Here is a 21,203-nt window from a genome sequence, read left to right on the forward strand (position 1 = left end):
GTGAACCGGACAACGACCAGGGTCATCGGGTGGGATCTCGGCGGGGTGCATGTCAAGGCGGCGCTGGTCGAGGACGGCCGCGTGGTCGAGGCGGTGCAGGCCCCCTGCCGGCTCTGGCGCGGCGTTCCCGCCCTCGACGAGACCTTCGCGCAATTGCCGGACTGGGTGCGGGACGAGGCGCACCACGCCGTCACCATGACCGGTGAACTGACCGACTGCTTCGCCGACCGGGCCGACGGGGTACACCAGCTCTCGGCCTGGGCCGAAGCGACTCTGACGGGCGCGGTGCGGATCTATGCCGGCCGCGCCGGCTTCGTCCCGGCCGAGGCCGCCCGCGCGCATGCCGTCGACATCGCCTCCGCCAACTGGCACGCCACCGCCGCCCTGATCGGCCGGCACGCGCCGCACGCGCTTCTCGTCGATATCGGCTCGACCACCGCTGACCTGATCCCGATCGTGCAGGGTGTTCCCGCCGCGCAGGGCTACAGCGATGCCGAGCGATTGGAGACGGGCGAACTCGTCTATACCGGTGTGGTGCGCACGCCGCTCCTCGCCTTCGCGGACCACGCGCCCTGGCGCGGACGGCGCACGCGGCTCATGGCCGAGACGTTTGCGAGCACCGCCGACATCTACCGCCTCACCGGCGATCTGCCGGAGGGGGCCGACCAGCAATACAGCGCCGACCTCAAGGGGAAGTCGCTTCCCGAGACCGAGACCCGGCTCGCCCGCATGGTCGGCCGCGACCGGGAGGAGGGAAGCACGGGGGAGTGGCGGGCGCTCGCCGCGTGGTTCGCCGAGGCGCAGCTGCGCCCGCTGCACGATGCCGCCGCGGTGCTGCTCTCGCGCCCGGACCTGCCGGGGGACGCGCCGCTCGTCGTCTGCGGCGCCGGCCGCTTCCTGGCCGAACGGCTCGCCGCCCGGCTCGGGCGCCGCGCCGTGCCGCTCACCGAGATCATCGCCGAACGCCTGCGGGCCGAGGATGCGGCCTGGGTCTCGACCTGCGGCCCGGCCGTCGCCGTCGGTCTGATCGCGTGAGGAACGGGGCCGCTCCCGCGCGTTGACGGGAACGAAATCACGAGGAGATGCGAATGACCGCCGGAAACAAGCTCGCCCGCATCCTGGCCACCCGCACCGGCGAGGCGATCGAGTTGGCCTTCGTCACCGAGGACGGCCGGACCACGCGGGTGCTCGCGAGCGACGACCAGATCGACCGCCTCGTCGACGAGCTGGAGGACATCCTCAACTCGCCCGCCGAGACCGGCTCCGGCGAGCCACCCGCGGCGGCCTGACCCCTACCGCAGGAAATCCCCGAAGGCGCGCGGGCCGTCGCCGGTCTCGACCGTGCCGGTGATGGTGAGCGTCGAGGGGTCGATCAGGCTCAGGGAATTATCGCCCCAATTGGCAACGACGACGGTCTTGCCGTCCCGCGTGGTGGCGATCCCTTCCGGGTGGTCGCCGACATCGATCGCGGCGAGCCGCTTCAGGCTCGCCGGATCGAACACCGTCACGGTGTTGGAATACTGATCGGTCACGAATCCTTTGCCGGCGGCGAGCGCGATCACGTAGGGCCGCTGGCCGGTGGCGACCCGGCCGGTCTCGCGGCCGCTGGCGATGTCGATCGCCGAGACGTCGTTCGAGACCACGTTGGCGGTGTAGGCGGTGGCGCCGTCCGCCGAGAGGGTCAGGCCGAACGGGTGCTGGCCGACGACGACGCGCCGGGTCTCCCGGCGGCTCGCCACGTCGATGATCGACACCGAGTTCGACTCGCGGTTGGCCACCAGCAGCGTGGCGCCGTCCGGCGTCACGGCGATCCCGGACGGGGATTGGCCGGTGGTAATCTCGCCCTCGGGGGTCAGCCCGTCCGCGCCTGGCCGCAGCACGAAGACGCGGGTGCCGTACCAGTCGGCGACGTAGACCTCGCCGGATTTCGGATTGACGCCGATGCCAAGGGGCCCGCCGGGCAGGTCGAGGCTCGCCGTGACCTTGCGCGCCGCGAGGTCGATCACCGAGACGCCATGGCCCTCGGGGCGGGTGACGTAGGCGGACTTCCGGTCGGGCGAGAGGGCGATGCCCGCCGGTGCGCCCGGCACCGGGATCGATTGCAGGATCTTCTTGGACGCCAAGTCCACGACCTCGACGGCGTTGCCGAGCTGCGCCGTGACCAGGGCTTCCTGGGCGAGGGCGGGGGCGGCGCAGGCCAGGAGGCCGGCGAGGGCCAGAAAGACCCTCCCCCCTCTGCGGGGGAGGGTGCCTCGCGAATGCGAGGCGGGAGGGGGACGCGACGTTTCCGGAGAATGCGGAGCCAGCCCCTCACCCGACCCCATTCGGGGGCCACCCTCTCCCGCGGAGGGAAGAGGGGAGAGCCGGCGGGTCCACCGGAGCACGCTGTCCATGCCGGCTCTGCGCATCGACCTTACGAGCCCTTCTCGGCCTTGGCCTTCACGTTCTCCAGGCCCGCCTTGTAGAGGCCGAGCACGGCCTTCTTGGCGGCCTCGTCGTTCAGCTCGGGCGGCGGATCGTTGTTCATGTAGCCGCGGTAGAACGCGCCGCGCCACGTCATCTTGGTCTTGCCGCCCTCGCCCTCGACTTCGATCGTCGAGGAATAGTCGTTCACCGGCAGGGTCTTCACGTCGACCTTGTTGATCCGGTACATCAGGGTCTTCTTCTCGGCGTCGTACTTGGCGAGTTCCTCCTCGACCGTGGCGCCGCCCTTCAGGGTCAGCGTGCGGGTCGCCTTGACCTCGTTGCCGCCCTTGCCCTCGGTCTTCTCGACCACCGGGATCCAGCTTCCGTCCTGGAAGTTGCCGACGATCGCCCAGACCTTGTCGGCGGGGGCGTTGATCTCGATCGACTCCGACACCTTCTGCCGCGTGGGGCCGTGCGCCTGCGCGGCGAAGGTGACCGTGGCGAGCGCCGCCACGGCGGCGAGCGTCCTGAACTTCATGCGTTTTCTCCTCCCGTTGAGGCGGCCGAGCATGGCCGCTTCACCCCTCATTCGAGCGACCTGTGTCAGGAGCCGCTCTTCTCAAGCCGGGCCTTGAGGTTCTCAAGGCTGGCATGAACCCAGGCCCGCACGGTCTTCTCCGAATTCTCGTCGTTGAGTTCGGGCGGCGGGTCATTGTTCGGATGGCCCCGGTAGAACGCGGCCTTCCACTCGACGCGGGCCGCGTGCTCGCCCTCGGGCCGCACCGAGATGGTGGCCGAGTAGTCCTTGGCCGGCAAATCGGTGACCTCGTTCTCGAGGATGTAGTAGGCGAAGCTCATGTGCTCGGGGTCGAGCTTGCGGCTCTCCTCGACGATGGCGTGGCCGTTCTTCAGGGTCAGCCGGAAGACCGGCTTGTCCGCGCTTCCCTGCCGCTCGCCGCGGGTCACGTTCTCGATCCAGGCGGCGTCCGCGGGGTTGCCGACCACCGCCCAGACCTTCTCGGGCGATGCATCGATGGCGACGGTCTCGACGATCTTGCGCCGGGTCGGCGCGTGCTGGGCCTCGGCCCCGATGGCGGTCACGGCGAGCGCCGCGGCGGCGAGAAGAGCGATCCGCTTCAAACCCGACAATCTCCCTCGAACGGCCTCTCGAGGCTTCTGGCGCCTCACAGGGGGCGGCTCGTCCCATCGAGGACGCGCCCGCTGCGCCCGAGGGCGCCCGCGACCTTGTCCTCGATCCAGTCCCAGGCCTCGCGCTCGGCGGGGCCGGCGGTCTTGGCGATCGCTATGGCATGATAGGCCAATTCCGTCAGGACCTTTTCCGGGCTCAGCATGTGGAGCCGGGTGGACAAAATTGCCGCTTCGATCACCGCGCCCTGCGCCCGGTTGTAGCCGATGAAGGGCACGTGGCTGACCGCGTGCACCATCCGCCCGCGGTAGCGCGGGCGCTGCGGGTCGTCCTCCACCGCGGCCACCTCGAACTCGGCATGGCCGAAGCACTCGGCGAGGCGCTTTCCGGGAATTGTATCGCAGTCCACCACCGGCCAATCGCGCCGCCCAGTGACGACGCCGGCGATCACCCGCACGTCGCTGGGCGCGGAGGCGGTGAAGTAGGGGCGCTCCGCAAGGTTCTCGATGGTCGGCGAGGGCCGGAACGGGGCGAGCACGAAATCCTTGCCCTCGCGGATCAGGCCGAACGGCACGAGATGCATCGTGCCCGCCGCCGACAGGGTTGTGACGACGGTCTCAAGGATCAGCGGCATCAAGCTTCCGTCTGAAAGGGGGGCACCGGCTTTTCGAAAAGGTCCGTGCGGGGAGGAGTTAGGTTTGGTCGTCGTCCGGCACCAGCCGGCCGCAGACGATGCGGCCGCCCTTCGGCGCGCTGAGCGGATCGCGTTCGGCCTCCGCGCCGCTGCCGGTCTCGGTGCGCGGCGGTTCGGCCTCGCGCTCGGGATCGGTCCGGGCCGCGCGCGCGGTGGCGGGCGCTTCGGGGCCGCTATGCTTGGTATGGGCGGCCTTGGTCGGCCCGGCCGCCTTGAAGGCGGTGGTGTCCTCCTGGGTCCGGTCGGCGGCGCAGCCCCAGTCGAGGGGTTCGTCCTGCACGTAGCGCTTGCCCAGCCGGAACGCGGTCTCGGCCTTGGTCAGCTCGCCCCCGAGATAGAAGGCGTGCGCCCCGTCGCTCTCCACGTTCAGATCGGGGAAGAAGGCCATCGCATCGGTGCCGGTGGTGTGACGGTCGCGGTTGTAGACGTGGATGCCGTCCTCGGCGACGGCGATGCGGTAATTGGGGTCGCGCACCTCCGCAGCCAGGGCGGCGATCTCCTCGGGGGTCTGCACGTAGGGCCGCTTGTCGTGGAGCGCGAGCAACTCGCGACCGTAGCCCTTGGGCAGGGCGGCGTCCTCCCGCGCCGCGTACATCACCCGCCGGGCGGCGTCGTGCTCCTCCACCGTGCGCCGCGTGTGATTCGAGACCTGCACGATCAGCACGTTGCGGATGGCGAGTTCCGAGCACATGCCGACGAGGAGCGCGGTGACGCCGAGGCTGTCGGCCTCGGTGAGTTCGGTGAGGTTGCCGGTGCCCATCATCATCTCGATGTTCGGCCAGCGCGCCCGGATCTCGCGGTAGCGGACGATCGAGTCGACGAAGCCGAAATGGATCGGCTCGAGGATCGGATCGGCCATGTAGGGCCGCCCCGCCCGCTCCATCCGCTCGATCGCCCGGTCGAGGGAGGGCAGGTCGTCGGGCCGCATCGGCACGAGGATCGGCACCGCGTCGGTCTCGAAGGCGAGGTCGAGCGTCTCCTCGTTGAGGCTCAGCAGATAATCGGCTCCGGCCCGCGCCCCGCGGGTCAGCTCGTCGAGGGAGAAGGAATCGACGCTGACCTTCAGCCCCGCGCCCTTGAGCGCCCGCACGCTGTCCTCGAGATGCGGGAAGGCCGTGTCGGGCAGGCCGCCGAGATCGATCACGTCGGCGCCGCGCCGGGCGAGGTCGAGGCCCTTGGCCAGGATCTGGTCCGGCGTCATCTTCGAGGCGTCGACGATCTCGGAGAAGATGCGCAGGTCGTGGCGCGAGAGATCGACTTTGCGCCCGCTCAACCCGAGATAAGCCGGCAAATCGACGATCTCGTCCGGCCCCCGCTCGACCGGCAGACCGAAATGGTGGCTGAGCGCCTCCGGATTGGCGCGGCAGCGTCCCGGCAGGACGATGCGGGTCGCGCCCTCGGGCATCTGCACCCGGCGCTTGATGATCTCCTCGGTCATCAGCGCGGCGACCTTCACCCCGGCATCGGCGATGCTCCAGGTGAAGCGCTCCGCCGGCAGGGTGGCGGCGACCTTCTCCAGCCGGGCATGGGCCAGCTTGCCGGTGATGAAGACGAGGTGTTCGGGCGCGCTCATGCGGCGTGCCTCTCGTGAGGAGCGTCAGAACCGCGGATCACGATCGCGCCGGGAAAGGCCGCGGCAAAACGGGGGAAAGCGGCATCGACGAGGCCGTCGCGGGCGAGGATATGCGGATCGGTTTCGGCAGGACTGTTTGCCGACTTCATGAGGATGCAGCGGTCTGCGCCGATCACGCTCGCGAGCCAGAGGGCAAGGCTGTCGGAGGTGACCTCCCAACTCTCGGCGATGTCGGGATGGCCGGCCTTCAGCGCAACCGGATCCCAGATCACCGAGCGGCCTCGGCCGAGGGCGTCGGCCACGGCCTCCAGGCTCGCGGCGATGGTCAGGCGCGGCTCAACGGCGCAGAACACCTCGGCCATGCGGCCCATGGCATCGAGGGCGAGGCGGTGGGCGAAAGCGTCGTCGAAGCCGAGTTGACCCTGCGTCGTCCGCACCGCGTCGGCGAAGGGGCCGCCGCCGGGCACGATCGCCACGGGGGCCTCGTCGGCGCATTCGGCGAGGATGGCGCGGAGCCGCGTGCGGTCGGAGACGAGGCTGCCGCCGATCTTGATGACGGCACCGCCCGAAACCCTCCCCCCTCTGCGGGGGAGGGTGCCTGCGGAGCAGGCGGCAGAGGGGAGCGACGTCTCCGGACAATCCGGAGCCGGCCCCTCACCCGACCCCTTTCGGGGGCCACCCTCTCCCGCGGAGGGGAGAGGGATCGGCGTCGCGCTTGTCATGACGGTCACGCGGCGTCGGCTCGCAGACCGGTTCGCATCGCCGCGACCGCCTGCGCGACCCGCGCGCCGTCGAGCGCCTCGCGCCGGTCGCCCGCGCGGCAGAGACCGCCGCGGAAGCCGAGATAATCGGCTCCGAGACCGGACAGGGCCGGAATGTCGGCGAGCCCGAGCGAGCCGGCGAGCCCGCTCATCAGGCCGTGCACGCGGCAGCGGGCGACGAAGGCGGCGAGTTGCGGCGCGCTCATCAGGGCAGGCAGCGCGATCCCGCTCTTGCCGCGGGTATCGATCATCGCCCCGGCAAAACCCGCGGCGGCCAAGCGCGCGGCTCCGTCTTCGGTCACGCCGTCCTCGGCGAAGAGCACGCCGATCACCCGGCCCAGCGCCCGAGCCGCCGCCTCCGCCAGCGCGGCGTCGTCCGCGGCGCCGACGGCGATCTTGATGAAATCCACCCCCGTCGCGGCCATCGTGGCGATGGCGGCGGCGATCGCCGTCCCGGTGCCGTCGCCGGCCACCGCGCTGGTGACCGCCCGACCGCCGACCGTTGCGACGATGGCGCGCACGGTCTCAGGCGGCAGTGCGCCGAGGGCGCCGCGCTCGGGATCCTTGGCGTCGATCAGGTCCGCCCCGGCCCGGAGCGCCGTCAGCGCCTCGTCGGGCCCGCGCACGCTGACGAGCAGGCGGGGTCGCGCGGAAGAATTCGGTTCGATGTCGGGCACGGGAAACGTTCTTGCTCAGCCTTGCGCGCCCGCACAAGCCCCACCTCAGGAACGGCCGGGCAGCGGCTCGGCCAGCAGGCGGTTCTTCACGATCCAGCGCGCGGCGTGGGACCAGTCGTCGTCGGTGTTGGCTCTTATCACGACCTGGCCCTGACGCACGACCTTGCCGGACTCGGCCTCCGCGATGGTGACGACGAGGCTGAACAGCTGGTTGGCGCCCTTGTCGGCGAAGGTGGTGACGGCAAGCTCGGCGCCAAGCGCCTTGGCGATCGGACCGGTGCAGCCGTTGCACTTGTAGAGCGGGCTCTCCTTGCGGATTTCTTCCGCCTGGGGCCTGAGATCGACGCTCTCGAGGCCGCCCTTCTCGGCGAGTTGCTGGCGCAGCACTTCCGTGACGAGGTCGAGGCGCTTCTGGTCGGCCGGGAGCGGCTTGCGGCCGTAGGCCAGCGTCGGGTCGTTCACCTCCGCCGGGAAGATCGCCGCCTTGCGCGCCGCCTCGCGCGCCGCCTCTTGGCCCAGAGCCGTGCCGCTCACGACGGACAGGAGGGCGAGGGCGGGCAGGAAAGTACAAAGCCGGGCGCGAAGTCGCATGGGGTCGAGGCCTGGGACGGGCGCGGTGCCGCGCGGACCGACTCTAACTTGGTGTCCCGGAGAATTTGGCAACTGTCGGCGCGCCTGTTCCCGATGCCGGGCGGCCCCTTCGGCAACGGCGACCGGGCGCGGTCGGGCCGCGGCGCGAGGGCGTCCCAGGATCGTAATCTTATGAAAATCTTATGCTTCTGTCGTTGAGGCCGGTGGCAAGATGTTGCTAGCGTGCCGGGCAATGCGTTCGTCCGTTCCGTTCCTCTTCGCCGCTGGTCTCGCGACCGGCCTGACCGCGGCCCTCACCGTTCCCGGGCAGGCCCAGGAGCCGAAGGCGGCCACCGGCGAGCCGCAGCCGGGCGCGCCCGCCGCCGAGGCGCCCGCGCCGGTTCCCGGCTCCGAGACCCGCATCGCCGTGCTCTACCGCCCGGTGCCGGCCCCGTCCTCCTACGACGCGGAGGCCGATCCCGAGGATCTCGGAGTGGCGGGCGCCCGCATGGCGGTGAAGGACAACAACACCACCGGCCGCTTCACCAAGCAGACCTTCGCCCTCGACGAGGTCGCCCTCGACGAGGGACAGAACCCGGTCGAGGCCGCCAAGGGGTTGGCGGACAAGGGCGTGAGGTTCTTCGTGCTGGCGCTCCCCGCTGCCGAGGTGCTGGCGGTGGCCGACGCGCTGAAGGAGACTGGCGCCGTCGTGCTCAATGCCGGCGCGCCGGACGACCGGCTGCGCGGGGCCGATTGCCGCGCCAACCTGTTCCACGTGCTGCCGAGCCGCGCCATGCAGACGGATGCGCTGGCGCAGTACCTGACGCTGATGCGCTGGCGGAAGATCTTCCTGATCACCGGCCCGACCGAGCGCGACAAGGCCTATGCGGACGCGATGCGCAACTCCGCCCGCAAGTTCGGCCTCAAGATCACCGCGGAGAAGCCCTGGACCTTCGGCCCCCTGGCCAAGGCCCGCGGCGATACGCCGACCCGGGCCGAGGCGATGGTGTTCACCCGCGGGCTCGACTACGACATGGCGATCGTCGCCGACGAGGAGGGCGACTGGGGCGATTACGTCCCGTTCCGCACCGTCGATGCGCGGCCGGTCGGCGGCACGCAGGGGCTGATCGCCACCACCTGGCACCCGACCCTGGAGACCTGGGGCGCGGCCCAGGCGCAGAACCGCTTCCGGCGGCTCGCCGGCCGCCTGATGCGCCCACTCGACTATCAGGTCTGGGCGGCGGTCCGCACGGTCGGCGAGGCGGCGACGCAGACGCGTAGCACCGATCCGGCGACGCTGGCGGCCCATCTGGTGAAGCCCGAATTCTCGCTGCCGGCCTACAAGGGCGTCTCGCTGACCTACCGGCCCTGGGATCATCAGCTGCGCCAGCCCATCATCGTGGTGCAGCCCAAGGCGATGGTCTCGGTGGCGCCCGAGCAGGGCTTCATCCACCAGCGCACGCCGCTCGACACGCTCGGCGCCGACGAGCCGGAGACCGCGTGCAAGCTCCGGTGACCGCCCGCGTGGGCCGGTTCGACGCCGGAGGGAAGACGATGCGGCAATCGACCGCCCGGCAAGCCGCCCCCCTTCGCCCTTTTTTGTTTTGAGCGGTGTGGCCGTCAGCGTCATGTCGCTGAAACCGATTCCGATGCGGGCGCGCAGAGACGCGCCGAAGACGACAGGGAGGACGCCGATGGTCGCTCGTTTGAGGGCGGGGCTGAGTTGCGCGGTGCTGGCAGGCGCTTGGTTCGGCGCGGTCGGGACGGCGCAGGCCTTCACCGCCTACGTCACCAACGAGAAGGCCAACACGGTCTCGGTGATCGACACCGAAACCATGGCGGTGACCGGGACCTGGAAGGTCGGGCGGCGCCCCCGCGGCGTGACGCTCTCCAAGGACGACAAGGAACTCTTCGTCTGCGCCAGCGACGACGACCGCATCGACGTGCTCGACACGGCCACCGGTAAGGTGGTGCGCTCGCTGCGCTCGGGCCCCGATCCGGAGCAGTTCATCCTCGATCAGAGCGGCAACCCGCTCTACGTCGCCAACGAGGACGACAGCCAAGTCACCATCATCGATATCGAGAAGAACAAGGTGCTGGCCGAGATCCCGGTCGGCGTCGAGCCGGAGGGGATGGGGCTGTCGCCGGACGGCAAGGTTCTCGTGAACACCTCCGAGACCACCAACATGGCCCACTTCATCGACACCAAGACCTTCGAGGTGATCGACAACGTGCTGGTGGATGCCCGGCCGCGCTTCGCCGAGTTCTCCTCGGACGGCAAGTTCCTCTGGGTCTCGGCCGAGGTTGGGGGCACGGTCTCGGTGATCGATGTCGCCACCCGCAAGGTCATCAAGAAGATCACCTTCAAGATCCCGAGCGTCACCGACGAGCAGATCCAGCCCGTCGGCGTGCGCCTGACCAAGGACGGTTCCAAGGCCTTCGTGGCCCTCGGACCGGCCAACCGCGTCGCCGTGGTCGATGCCAAGACCTACGAGGTGCAGAAGTACCTGCCCGTGGGCCAGCGCGTCTGGCAGCTCGCCTTCACCCCCGACGAGAAGCAGCTCTTCACCACCAACGGCACTTCCAACGACGTCTCGGTGATCGACGTCGAGGGGCTGAAGGTGGTCAAGAGCATCCCGGTCGGGCTGCTGCCCTGGGGCGTGGCGATCTCGCGGAAATGAGTTCATTTCGCCGACGAAGGCCTCGTCCCGCAGGGCGCGGCTTTCGGACAAGGGCGATGCAAGAATAAGATTCCGGAGGAAACGACATGAAGTGGACGACGCGCCTCGGCCTCGCCGCCGCGGCCCTGATGCTCGCCGGTGCCCCGGCGGGCGCCCTCGACCTCACCAAGAAGCGGCAGAACCTGCCCGACCTCGTCCTCGGCAACGAGGAGGGCAACGACTTCGTGGTCGAGAACAAGGATATCGAGCTGGAGGCCGGAAAGGCCTACCGTCTGCGCATCGTCGCCAAGGGGCGGCAGGAATACAAATTCTACGCGCCCGAGTTCTTCCGCTACATCTGGTTCAACCAGATCGTGATCGAGCACAAGGAGATCCACGGCGGCGGCCCGCCCGACCATCTCGAGTTCGACGATCCCGGCGAGATCGCCATCGAGTTCGTCGCCATCAAGCCCGGCGCCTACAAGTGGTACGCGCAAGGTTTGGAGGAGAAGGGCATGGCCGGCACGATTACGGTGAAGTGAGATGAGACATCTCATGAGACGCACACGGAACACCCTCTCCCATCTGCGGGAGAGGGTGCCGGCGGAGCAGGCGGGAGAGGGGCCGGCTCCGCACTGTCCGGAAGCGGCGCTCCCCTCACCCGACCCCCTTCGGGGGCCACCCTCTCCCGCGGAGGGGAGAGGGGCTTTTGCCGGCGCCCTCCTGGCCACCTTCCTCCTCACGCCCCCCGCCTTTGCCGACGACAAGGCGGCCTGCGCCGAGGGCATCGGCGCGGTGAAGGCGCAGGTGGAAAAGCTGGCGCCGGACGCCGTGCCGCAGAAGCTCAAGCGCGCCCTGAAGATCGCCGAGCGCGAGCAGGGCGAGGGCGAGTTCGACGAGTGCCTGGAGGCCCTCGACGACGCGAAGCGGGCGCTGCCGAAATGAGCGCGGCCCTCGACGTCGCCGGCGTCAGCCACCGCTTCGGCCAGCGCGCCGCGCTCGCCGACGTGTCGCTGACCGTCGAGCGCGGGCATTTCATGGCCCTGCTCGGGCCCAACGGCGCGGGCAAGACCACGCTGTTCTCGGTGATCACCCGGCTCTACAACAATCAGGAGGGCCGGGTCTCGATCCTCGGCCATCCCCTCGACCGGGAGCCGTCGCGGGCGCTGGCCGGCCTCGGCGTGGTGTTCCAGGCCCGCACCCTGGATACCGACCTCACCGTCGCGCAGAACCTGCACTACCACGCCAGCCTGCACGGCATCGGCCGGGCGGCGGCGCGGGCCCGCATCGAGGCTCTGCTCGCCCGCGTCGGCCTTGCCGAGCGGCGCGACGACAAGATCCGGACGCTGTCCGGCGGCCAGTCGCGGCGCATCGAGATCGCCCGCTCGCTGATCCACGCGCCGCGCCTGCTTCTGCTCGACGAGCCGACCGTCGGCCTCGACCTCGAATCGCGCGCCGACATCGTCGCCATCGTCCGCGCCCTGGTGCGGGAAGAAGGCCTGTCGGTGTTGTGGGCGACCCATATCTTCGAGGAGATTTCTCCCGAAGATGATGCGGTGGTCCTGCACAAGGGGCGCATTGTCGCCCGCGGGCGCGCCGGGGAGATCGGCGGACCCGGCGAGACCCTGGAGGCCGCCTTCCGCCGCCTCGTGGCCGAGCCCGACAGACGCGCCGTGAAATCTGCCGCATGAGTTCCCTGGCATGAGCGCGTCCTCGAACCCCACCGCGGCGAGCCCGGCGAAACCCGCTCCCCATGCGGGCCGCCTCGACGCGGTCGGCTACCTCATCGCGCTCGGCGGCATCGTGCGCCGCGAGTTGCTGCGCTTCTTCCACCAGAAGGAGCGCTTCTTCTCGGCGATGGTCCGCCCGCTGGTCTGGCTGTTCATCTTCGCGGCGGGCTTCCGCAACACGCTCGGCACGTCGATCACGCCGCCCTACGAGACCTACGTGCTCTACGAGGCCTACGTGGTGCCGGGGCTGGCCGTGATGATCCAGCTCTTCAACGGCATGCAATCCTCGCTCTCGATGGTCTACGACCGCGAGGTCGGGTCGATGAAGGTGCTGCTGACCTCGCCCTATCCGCGCTGGACGCTGCTGCTCGCCAAGCTGATCGCCGGGGTGAGCGTCTCGATCGTGCAGGCCTACGCGTTCCTCGCCATCGCGTGGTTCTGGGAGACCGGCATTCCGCCGATCGGCTACCTCGCCGCTCTGCCGGCCTTCCTGGCTTCGGGGCTGATGCTCGGGGCGATCGGCCTGTTCCTGTCCTCGCTGGTGCGGCAGCTCGAGAACTTCGCGAGCGTCATGAATTTCGTGATCTTCCCGATGTTCTTTGCCTCTTCTGCCCTATATCCGCTCTGGCAGGTGCGGGCATCGAGCGAGTGGCTCTATCTCATCTGCCAGGCCAACCCGTTCACCCACGCGGTCGAGCTGGTGCGTTTCGCCCTCTACGGGCGCTTCGAGCCGGTCGCCTGCGCCGTCGTGGTCGGCACCGGCCTCCTGTTCTTCACCCTCGCCGTGATCGCCTACGATCCGGGCCGCGGCATCATGGCCCGGCGCGGCGGACCGGCCGGCGAGGCCGCCTGAGAGACCTCCCATGATCCTTCGTGCGACCCTCGGCTCCGTCCGTGCCCCGCTCTGTCTTGTCCTCGCCCTCGCGGCGGCGCCAGCTCTGGCGCAGCCCAAGGCTGATCCGGACTGGCCCTGCGTCCAGCGCAAGGTGACGACTCTGGGCTACGGCTCGTTCTGGACCGGACCCGACCTCGCCGAGGCCGGGGAATGGGGCAACGACCGCGAGGCGGCCCAGCTCGCCCGCAAGCTCGCCTCCCGCCGCACCGAACTGCGCGAGGTCGACACCCTGCTCGACGAGTTCACGGCGAAGCTCGATCCGGCCGAGAAGGGCAAGCGGCTCACCCGCGTCTTCGCCGGGGTGTTCGAGATCATCAACGGCGAGCGCAACACCGTCATGAGCGGCATCAGCCGCTACGCGCAGGGCCAGCGCCGGCTCGCCGAGCGCATCCGCGACGAGGCGGACAAGGTGAGCGAGCTCAAGGACAGCCCGGAATCCGATCCCACCAAGGTCGCCTCCAAGGAGGTCGCGGATCTGGAAAGCCAGTTCAACTGGGATCGGCGCATCTTCGACGAGCGGAATCAATCGGTCTCGTACGTCTGCGAGGTACCGACGATCCTCGAGCAGCGCCTGGGCGAGGTCGCCCGCCGCATCCAGTCCCGCATCTGAAGCGAGACCGGGCCGGTCTCGGACACCGCCGCCGCCGTACGCGCGGCTGCCGCCGGATCGCATCGAGCCGCTTCCATCCCATCGTCAAATCGCCCTCGGCGCCGATGCCTAGAGCGCATTCCGACGAAGTGGTCACCGGTTCGTCGAAAGAAGGCGCGCCAAAACAATGAGCGAGAGACGCCGGCCTGATGCAATCAGGTCGGATACGGCTCTAGCCGGTCTCCGCTCAATCGAAGCGGTCAGCCCGCACGGTGCCCGAGCGAGGGCCAGGCCGCCATTCCGTGACGATGATCGGGTGCGTGGGAGCGTTCGCGCGCGCAGGCTGCCCGTCCGCGATCGAATCGATCATTTTTCTTCGCGGCCGTTGGATGAAAGTATCGGCTCGAACGTAATCGGGATCTATTGCCGAAACGTCCCGGCATCGACAGGACAATGATCCATAAAGCCTTGCTGCGACTAGAGAAATATGTTGCCGTAACAGCACGCGCCCACGAGAAGATTGAGCGCTTCATCATAAAGGGCCCGAAAGAAGGCGCTGGCCAATTGTGGCGCTTCCCCGCCTCCAGCAACAGTCGGCAACGGTCTCTCCGGAGGCCGACAAGCACGAATGAAAAAGGGCTGGGGAATGACAATGCGGGTGCTGCGAGGCAGCCTCATCGCATCGGTTGCGCTGCTTCCGGGGCAGGTGTTGGCGCAGAGCGCAGGTGGCGGGCAGGCTGTCACGCTGGAGGAGATCAGCGTCGTCTCGAATACGCCGGTCGCGGCTTCGCGCCGGATCGTGGCGACGCCGACCGCGTCGGGTCTGCGTGAGACCGTCGTGCTCGACGGCATCGACCGTAACAAGCTGCCGCAGAACACGAGCGTGCTGACGGCGGCCGATGTCTCACGAGTCGGCTTTCCGAGCACGGTTCGGGCACTCGACGAGCGGATCGGCTCGATCAGCATCAACAACGCGCAGGGCAATCCCTTCCAGCCGACGATCACCTATCGCGGCTTCGAGGCCTCGCCGCTCGGCGGCTCGCCGCAGGGCGTCGCGGTCTATCTGAACGGCGCCCGCTTCAACACCTCGTTCGGCGATACCGTGCAGTGGGATCTGATCCCCGACATCGCCGTCGACCGGATCGAGCTGGAGGGCTCCAACCCTGCCTTCGGCCTCAACGCCCTGGGCGGCGCGCTCGCGGTGTCGCTGAAGAACGGCTTCACCTACCAAGGCACCGAGATCAACGCTCTCGGCGGCTCCTTCGGCCGCGGCGCGATCGCGTTCCAGCACGGCCAGCGCATCGACAATATCGGTCTGTACGTCGCCGGTACCAAGCTCGGCGAGGAGGGCTGGCGGCGCCACTCGCCGTCGCGCCTCAACCAGATCTACGCCGACCTCGGCGTGCAGGCGGAGCGGGGCGAGTTCCACTTCAACGTGATCGGCGCCAGCAACAGCCTGACCGGCAACGGCACCGCCCCGGTCGAACTCCTGAAGGTCGATCGCAGCGACGTCTTCACCTATCCCGACCAGACCAAGAACGACTTCCTGCGCTTCCAGCTCTCCGGCACCTACGACGTCACGCCGACGATCAGCGTGCAGGGCAACGCCTATTACGGCCTGTTCCGGCAGCGCACCGCCAACGGCGATGCGGCCGATGTCGAGAACTGCGAGGACGATGAGCGTTTCGTCTGCGCCGAGGGCGCGGACGACAACCAGTTCTTCCTGCGCGACCGCACCGGCAATCCCGTGCGGGCAGACCGGCTGCGCACCTTCAACTTCGGGGCGGTCAACCCGATCTTCGCCGACCGCTTCGACGAGGGCGGCCCCTACGCCTTCCTCAACCAGACCCGCACCGACACCGACAATTTCGGCGCCACCGTCCAGACCGTGGTGCGCGAGCCGCTGTTCGGCCTGCCGAACCGCTTCGTCCTCGGCGGCTCCTACGACGGCGGCCGGACGCGCTTCACGGCGGACAACTCGATCGGCGGCCTCACCTTCGACCGCGGCTTCTCGCCCCCCGGGATCGTGGTCTCGAGCGACGACGGCATCATCACCCCGGTCTCCGTGCGCTCCTCGAACGATTACGGCGGCATCTACTTCACCAACAACACCGACCTCACCGATCGGCTGACGCTGACGCTGCAGGGCCGGTTCAACATGGCCAAGATCATCCTGCGCGATCAGATCGGCACCGCGCTCAACGGCGACCACTACTACCAGCGCTTCAATCCCGGCGTCGGCGCGACCTACAAGATCATCCCCGACTACCTCGTCGCCTACGGCGGCTACACCGAGGCCAACCGCGCCCCGACCCCGGCGGAGCTCTCCTGCGCCGATCCGGCGGCGCCCTGCTCGCTCACCAACTTCTTCGTCGGCGATCCGCCGCTGAAGCAGGTCGTGGCGCGCACGGTCGAGGCGGGTGTCCGCGGCCGCATCCCGCAGCCCGACGACCTGTTCGGCGGCATCCTGTCGTGGAAGGCCGGCTTCTTCTCGACCCGCAACGACGACGACATCCTGTTCGTGCCGGCCCCCGACACGATCGGTCGCGCCTATTTCCGCAACGTCGGTTCGACCAAGCGCCAGGGCGTCGAGGCGAGCCTGTTCTACAACGCGCCGCGCTGGAACGCCTTCGTCGACTACGCCTTCGTCGACGCGACCTTCGAGTCGCCCGTTGAACTCGCGGCCCCCGGCAACCCGTTCAACAGCGCGGGCGGCGACGAGAGCGGCGTCGTGCTCGTGCGTCCGGGCAACCGCCTGCCCGGCGTCGCGCCGCACCAGCTCAAGGTCGGCGTGCAGTATCAGGTGACGCCGGAATGGCGGATCGGCGCGCTCGCCCGCTTCGCCACGGGCAAGTTCCTCGTCGGCGACCCGACCAATCAGAACAAGACCACCGGCGACTACGCCGTGTTCGGCTTCAACACCAGCTACCGCATCGCGCCGAATATCGAGCTCTACGGCTTCGTCGAGAACGCCTTCAACGCGCGCTACGCCACCTTCGGCACCTTCTCGCCGGTGGACGAGGTGCCGATCGTCCGGGTGCCCAACGCAACCTCGAACCGCAGCCTCGCGCCCGGCGCGCCGGTGGCGGCCTTCGGCGGCCTGCGCATCCTGTTCGAGCCGCCGCCGCCGGCTCCGGTGGTGGAGCCGCTGGTCCGCAAGGGCTGAGCCGGGCCCGGCATCACGGCCCAATCCAGACCGGTCCCGGTCCGGAAAGTCTCGCAAGGGTTGCAAGCGGCGCGGTTCTCCGGAACCGCGCCGCTTCTATATGGACCGGGCAGGCGAGGATGTCCGAGACCGCGAGACGCGCCGTTTCCGCTCCGCCTATTGCCAAATCATCCCGGGCAAGTTACGCAATCGCAGCGAGGCCGAGCGGCCGCTTTGCCGAGGGCGGGCGGTTGCGCACGGCTCTGCGATTTTGCCGTCCGCCCGGCTCCGGCCGGGCCACTTCGACCAGGAGTTTGCCCCCAATGGCGTTCCGCCTCTCCTCTGCCGTTCTCCTCGCCGCCCTCGTCGCGGCCCCGGCCTACGCGGCCCCGACGACCACGACCAAGGTCGACATCGCCGCCTTCGATCCGGACAAGGACGGCACCGTCGACCTCAAGGAGGCCCTGGCCGCCGGCTCGGCCGCCTTCGACAAGCTCGATCCCGATAAGGACGGCACCCTCGACGCCAAGGAGCTCAAGGGCCGCGTCAGCGAGGCCGACCTCAAGAAGCTCGACCCCGACAACGACGGCACCCTCGACAAGAAGGAATACCTCGCCGCCGTCGAGGCTCAGTTCAAGGCTGCCGATCCGGACAACGACGGCACCATCGACGCCAAGGAGCTGGCGAGCCCGGCCGGTTCGGCCCTGGTCAACCTGATCCGCTAAGTCTTCCGACCTATCGGAATGCAAGAGAGGGTGCGGATCGCGGGATCCGCACCCTTTCGCATGTCCGGAAGGCTCCCGGCCGCCCCCGGCGGTTTCGGGCGAAGCGTCGCAGAGCGGAACCACAGGCGGGTTTGGCGGGCTTTCTCGGCCGAAGCGGCGGTCACAGGACCAGCCCGCGAAAAGTCGATCTGGAGGAGCCCGAACCCCATGCGCATCGCCCTCAGCCTGCCCATCGCCCTGGCCGCTCTCGTCGCGGCGGGCCCCGCTTTGGCGGTGTCCTGCAAGGACGACATCGCCGCGGTGGAGCGACGGCTCAACAGCGCCGGCGCGGAGCAGGTGACCGGCAAGGAACCGCCGGGCGGTCCTACCTCATCCGGCTCGGCCAAGGCCCTCGACAAGCCGCCGGCCGGCGCCCCGTCCGACCCGGCGACCAAGCCCACCAAGGCCGGCGTCGAGGAGGCACGAACCCTGCTCGCCAAGGCCAAGGAACAGGACAAGGCTGGCCAGGAAACCGCCTGCCAGGACACCATGACCAAGGTGAAGGAGAAGGCGGGCGCGCTCCCGTGATTTGGAACGTCCTCCGCGCCTGAAACACGAAGGCCCGGGACCGCGCTCAGGCGGTCCCGGGCCTTACCCGTTCGACGTCCCGAAGATCCTCAATACGCGTTGTCGGTCTTGAAGAGCGCGAGCGGCGTGGTGAGTAGGATCTTGAGGTCGAACAGGATCGACCAATTCTCGATGTAATGCAGGTCGTGCTCGACCCGGCGCTGCAGCTTCTCGCTGGTGTCGGTCTCGCCGCGCCAGCCGTTGATCTGCGCCCAGCCGGTGATGCCGGGTTTCACCTTGTGGCGGGCGAAGTAGCCGTCCACCACCTGATCGTAGAGGGTGTTTGCCGCCTTGGCCTGGATCGCGTGGGGACGGGGGCCGACCAGAGAGAGGTCGCCGCGGATCACGTTGAAAAGTTGCGGCAGTTCGTCGAGCGACGTCTTCCGGATGAAGCGGCCGACCGGCGTCACGCGGGCATCCGCCTTGGTGACGAGCCGGGCCGCCCCCGCATCACAGAGATCGACATACATCGAGCGGAACTTGAAGATCTCGATCAGCTCGTTGTTGAACCCGTAGCGCTTCTGCCGGAACAGCACGGGGCCGGGCGAGGTGAGCTTCACCGCGAGGGCGACGGCCAGCATCACCGGCGAGAGGGCTACCAGCAACAGCAGGCCGACGAAGCGGTCGAACGCGCCTTTCAGGATGACGTCCCAGTCGGCGAGTGGCTTGTCGAATACGTCGAGCAGCGGCACGTCGCCGAGATAGGAATAGGCGCGCGGCCTCAGGCGCAGCTTGGTCGCGTGCGCCGACAGGCGGATATCGACCGGCAGGACCGAGAGTTTGGCGAGCATCTGCAGGATGCGCGTCTCGGCCGAGATCGGCAGCGTGAACACCACGAGGTCGACAGGGGCATGCCGGGCGTAGGTGACGAGATCGCTCACATTGCCGAGCTTGGGATGCCCGGCGACCTCGGTGCCGGAGCGGTCGTCGGCCCGGTCATCGAAGATGCCGATGATGCGTATGCCGGTATCGCCGCCGGCATTCAGGGCCTGAATCAGCTCCTCGGCGGCCGGTCCGCCGCCGACGATCGCGGTGCGGCGGTCGAACCGGCCCGCGGCCATCTGCGCGCGCACGAAGCCCGCGAGGGCGGCGCGGCCGGCGAGCAGGATCCCGAGGCCCGCCATGTAGTAGCTGAGCAGCCAGATCCGGGAATAGTGATCGGCGATCTTGCCGAGCACCATCGCCGCGGCGACCATCAGGAAGGCCACGGACCAGCCGGTGGCGAGTTTCACGGCCGTCCTCGACAGGTCGCGGAAGGCACCGATCCGGTAGCTGCCGGAGGCCTGGAACAGCGCGAGGGCGGCCACCGTAACCGCAAGGACAGCGGTGACGTAGCGCGGTGCCAGGGGCACGACACCGCGAAGCAGCGCCTGATGCAATCCCAGGCCGAGGAGGACCAAGCCGCAGAACTCGGCGAGGCGGACGCAGCCCGCCAGCACCACCGGCGAGAGCCACGAGCCCCGGGGCCGCTCGGCGGGGGGCTGGGCTTGAGACCCGTTGCCGGACTCGCCGGTCATGTCGAACGCGAGCGGCGACGGGACCGGGGTCAGGGCGTCGTTCTGCTCGGCGACCTTGAGCAGATCCCGCACGTCGATGGCACTCATCGAAATGTTCCACGTGAAAACGTCGAGCCTTTCCGGCACCGGATTGTGCCGGATCGATCTTCACGGAAGGCTAAGCCGCGACCGGTCCTGCTGGCCCGCATTGGGACATGCGGCGCGGCCGGATCCGGATCAGGCCGCTGCCGAAGCCGCCGCGACGCGCTTCGCGCGGAACGCAGCGGCGTAGCCGCACAGCACGTCGGTCGCCATGCGGTTCATCGAGAACCGGGTCCGCAGTGAATCGCTCAGCGCGCGGGCGCGGCCCTCGCGAAGCGCGGGCTCCTCGTCGAGGATGCGGACGATGGCCCTGCCCAAAGCCTCGCAATCGCCCGGCGGCACCAGGTCACCGGATAGGGAGCCGAAGATTTCGGGAATGCCGCCGACATTAGTCGCCACCAGCGGCTGGGCGGCCGCGGCCGCCTCCAGAACGACGTAGGGCAGCGATTCGGCGAGCGAGGGCACGACCATGACCCGGCCGCGGCCGAGCACGGGGCGGATCGCCTGAGGCGGTTCGAAGGCGATGGCGTCGCGCAAGCCCAGATTCTCCGCCATGGCGGCGAGGCTCTCCATGTCGGGGCCCGAACCCACCATCAGCAGGCGCAGGTTGCGGCCCCGGCCGCGGATCCGTGCGAGCGCCCGCAGCAGCACCGGCAGCCCCTTGGCCTCGCGCAGCTCCCCGACATAGACGAGGTCGAACGGGTCCTCGGACGTCCCGACGGGCAGGAATTCGGCCTCGCCGATGCCGTTGTGAACGATTCGTTCCAGGCGCGGCGACCCGCCGGCATAGGCGGCGTGGCGCGAGGCGACGTACTCGCTCTCGAACAGGAACAGATCGGTGGCCCGGGCCATCATCTGCTCGGCGGCCATATAGAGGCGGTGCAGAGGCGTGCCCGGTCGATAGTTGTAGCTTCCGCCATGCGGTGTGTAGGCACGGATCACGCCGCGACCGGCTCGGCCCAGCGGCGCGAGCCGGGCGAAGACGCCGCCCTTGGCCCCATGGCCGTGAAGAACATCGGCGCCGACGGCGAGGGCCTGCTTCCGCACGGCGCGCAAGGCCGCGAGGTCGCTCGCATGCGGATTGCGGCGCATGGGGATCCGCGTGACGCCGAGCGCGAGGTGCGGGGCGAGTTCCGCCAGCGCCCGCTCGGCCCGCTCCCCGCCGGTCGAGGCATCGCAGACGAGGCCGACGGCGTGCCCGGCCTCGGCCTGGAGGCGGGTGAGATCGACGACGTGGCGAAACAGGCCGCCGACCGGAGCCCGGAACACGTGGAGGATCCGGTGGCGCTCGGCCGCGCCGCCACGGGTCCGTAGATCCACGACCGGGCTGCCCGCACGATCATGCGCGGCGAGGGCGGTAAGGGAAGGGGCGATGGGAGCGGTCACGTCCGTCGATCTCCGCGCGGGTGTCCCGAAGCGGGAGACCC

Annotated in this window: 22 protein-coding genes; 12 read left to right on the plus strand and 10 right to left on the minus strand. The window is 69.3% G+C overall.

Annotated elements, in window-relative coordinates; genetic code table 11:
* Together MPPM_RS09380 and MPPM_RS09385 are read left to right on the plus strand one after the other, a co-directional pair.
* Nucleotides 1-1,035, plus strand: a complete 1,035-nt coding sequence (locus tag MPPM_RS09380; RefSeq protein WP_096484827.1) for a hydantoinase/oxoprolinase family protein — start codon at nucleotides 1-3, stop codon at nucleotides 1,033-1,035.
* A 53-nt stretch (nucleotides 1,036-1,088) separates the two neighbouring features.
* On the plus strand, nucleotides 1,089-1,289 hold the full coding sequence (locus MPPM_RS09385) for a hypothetical protein (RefSeq protein ID WP_096484828.1): 201 nt from the start codon (nucleotides 1,089-1,091) through the stop codon (nucleotides 1,287-1,289).
* Nucleotides 1,290-1,292: 3 nt separating this feature from the next.
* On the opposite strand, the gene MPPM_RS09390 is transcribed toward MPPM_RS09385, so the two are convergent.
* The 8 genes from MPPM_RS09390 to MPPM_RS09425 form a co-directional block, all read right to left on the minus strand.
* On the minus strand, nucleotides 1,293-2,324 hold the full coding sequence (locus MPPM_RS09390; protein WP_432419843.1) for a YncE family protein: 1,032 nt from the start codon (nucleotides 2,322-2,324) through the stop codon (nucleotides 1,293-1,295).
* A gap of 89 nt (nucleotides 2,325-2,413) precedes the next feature.
* Nucleotides 2,414-2,944, minus strand: coding sequence for an SRPBCC family protein (locus MPPM_RS09395; protein ID WP_096484830.1), 531 nt, complete (start codon nucleotides 2,942-2,944; stop codon nucleotides 2,414-2,416).
* Between the two features lie 65 nt (nucleotides 2,945-3,009).
* Nucleotides 3,010-3,546: an SRPBCC family protein gene (locus tag MPPM_RS09400; protein ID WP_096484831.1), complete on the minus strand. Its 537-nt coding sequence runs from the start codon at nucleotides 3,544-3,546 to the stop codon at nucleotides 3,010-3,012.
* A 44-nt stretch (nucleotides 3,547-3,590) separates the two neighbouring features.
* Nucleotides 3,591-4,187 (minus strand): DUF447 domain-containing protein, encoded by a 597-nt coding sequence (locus MPPM_RS09405; RefSeq protein WP_096484832.1) that lies wholly within the window; start codon nucleotides 4,185-4,187, stop codon nucleotides 3,591-3,593.
* Nucleotides 4,188-4,245: 58 nt separating this feature from the next.
* The gene (locus MPPM_RS09410) at nucleotides 4,246-5,820 is read right to left on the minus strand and encodes a DUF6513 domain-containing protein (protein WP_096484833.1); all 1,575 of its coding nucleotides are present in this window, start codon (nucleotides 5,818-5,820) and stop codon (nucleotides 4,246-4,248) included.
* Nucleotides 5,817-6,374, minus strand: coding sequence for an amino acid kinase family protein (locus tag MPPM_RS09415; protein WP_244573566.1), 558 nt, complete (start codon nucleotides 6,372-6,374; stop codon nucleotides 5,817-5,819). Before MPPM_RS09415 ends, MPPM_RS09410 begins: the two co-directional genes overlap by 4 nt.
* A 173-nt stretch (nucleotides 6,375-6,547) precedes the next feature.
* Nucleotides 6,548-7,258: a (5-formylfuran-3-yl)methyl phosphate synthase gene (locus tag MPPM_RS09420; protein WP_096484834.1), complete on the minus strand. Its 711-nt coding sequence runs from the start codon at nucleotides 7,256-7,258 to the stop codon at nucleotides 6,548-6,550.
* A gap of 45 nt (nucleotides 7,259-7,303) precedes the next feature.
* Entirely contained in the window at nucleotides 7,304-7,849 is a 546-nt protein-coding gene (locus MPPM_RS09425; RefSeq protein WP_096484835.1) for a DUF3280 domain-containing protein, read from the minus strand.
* Between the two features lie 232 nt (nucleotides 7,850-8,081).
* Here MPPM_RS09425 and pedA1 point away from each other — a divergent pair, with 232 nt between their 5' ends.
* The 10 genes from pedA1 (at nucleotide 8,082) to MPPM_RS09475 (ending at nucleotide 18,139) form a co-directional block, all read left to right on the plus strand.
* Nucleotides 8,082-9,344 (plus strand): lanthanide ABC transporter ABC transporter substrate-binding protein PedA1, encoded by a 1,263-nt coding sequence (gene pedA1 / locus MPPM_RS09430; RefSeq protein ID WP_096484836.1) that lies wholly within the window; start codon nucleotides 8,082-8,084, stop codon nucleotides 9,342-9,344.
* A 178-nt stretch (nucleotides 9,345-9,522) separates the two neighbouring features.
* Nucleotides 9,523-10,509 carry a YVTN family beta-propeller repeat protein gene (locus tag MPPM_RS09435; protein WP_096484837.1) on the plus strand — a complete coding sequence of 329 codons (987 nt, stop codon included), beginning with the start codon at nucleotides 9,523-9,525 and terminating at the stop codon, nucleotides 10,507-10,509.
* A gap of 86 nt (nucleotides 10,510-10,595) precedes the next feature.
* Complete coding sequence (locus tag MPPM_RS09440; protein WP_096484838.1) at nucleotides 10,596-11,030, plus strand: cupredoxin domain-containing protein; 435 nt, start codon at nucleotides 10,596-10,598, stop codon at nucleotides 11,028-11,030.
* Between the two features lie 181 nt (nucleotides 11,031-11,211).
* Nucleotides 11,212-11,433 (plus strand): hypothetical protein, encoded by a 222-nt coding sequence (locus MPPM_RS09445; protein ID WP_096487798.1) that lies wholly within the window; start codon nucleotides 11,212-11,214, stop codon nucleotides 11,431-11,433.
* Entirely contained in the window at nucleotides 11,430-12,179 is a 750-nt protein-coding gene (pedB, locus tag MPPM_RS09450) for a lanthanide ABC transporter ATP-binding protein PedB/LutE (RefSeq protein ID WP_096484839.1), read from the plus strand. Before MPPM_RS09445 ends, pedB begins: the two co-directional genes overlap by 4 nt.
* A gap of 10 nt (nucleotides 12,180-12,189) precedes the next feature.
* Entirely contained in the window at nucleotides 12,190-13,071 is an 882-nt protein-coding gene (gene pedC / locus MPPM_RS09455) for a lanthanide ABC transporter permease protein PedC (RefSeq protein ID WP_096484840.1), read from the plus strand.
* A gap of 10 nt (nucleotides 13,072-13,081) precedes the next feature.
* A complete protein-coding gene (locus tag MPPM_RS09460) occupies nucleotides 13,082-13,723 on the plus strand; it encodes a hypothetical protein (protein ID WP_096484841.1) in 642 nt (213 codons plus the stop codon).
* Between the two features lie 631 nt (nucleotides 13,724-14,354).
* Nucleotides 14,355-16,868, plus strand: a complete 2,514-nt coding sequence (locus MPPM_RS09465; protein WP_096484842.1) for a TonB-dependent receptor — start codon at nucleotides 14,355-14,357, stop codon at nucleotides 16,866-16,868.
* 302 nt (nucleotides 16,869-17,170) lie between these two features.
* Nucleotides 17,171-17,572: a lanmodulin LanM gene (lanM, locus tag MPPM_RS09470; RefSeq protein WP_096484843.1), complete on the plus strand. Its 402-nt coding sequence runs from the start codon at nucleotides 17,171-17,173 to the stop codon at nucleotides 17,570-17,572.
* A gap of 207 nt (nucleotides 17,573-17,779) precedes the next feature.
* A complete protein-coding gene (locus MPPM_RS09475) occupies nucleotides 17,780-18,139 on the plus strand; it encodes a hypothetical protein (protein ID WP_096484844.1) in 360 nt (119 codons plus the stop codon).
* 89 nt (nucleotides 18,140-18,228) lie between these two features.
* Here MPPM_RS09475 and MPPM_RS09480 read toward each other — a convergent pair whose 3' ends face one another.
* Both MPPM_RS09480 and MPPM_RS09485 read right to left on the minus strand, forming a co-directional pair.
* Nucleotides 18,229-19,782: an undecaprenyl-phosphate glucose phosphotransferase gene (locus tag MPPM_RS09480; protein ID WP_096484845.1), complete on the minus strand. Its 1,554-nt coding sequence runs from the start codon at nucleotides 19,780-19,782 to the stop codon at nucleotides 18,229-18,231.
* 129 nt (nucleotides 19,783-19,911) lie between these two features.
* Complete coding sequence (locus MPPM_RS09485) at nucleotides 19,912-21,162, minus strand: glycosyltransferase family 4 protein (RefSeq protein ID WP_432419844.1); 1,251 nt, start codon at nucleotides 21,160-21,162, stop codon at nucleotides 19,912-19,914.
* Between the last annotated feature and the right edge of the window lie 41 nt (nucleotides 21,163-21,203).

This window comes from Methylorubrum populi (genome assembly GCF_002355515.1).
Classification (GTDB): Bacteria; Pseudomonadota; Alphaproteobacteria; order Rhizobiales; family Beijerinckiaceae; genus Methylobacterium; species Methylobacterium populi_A.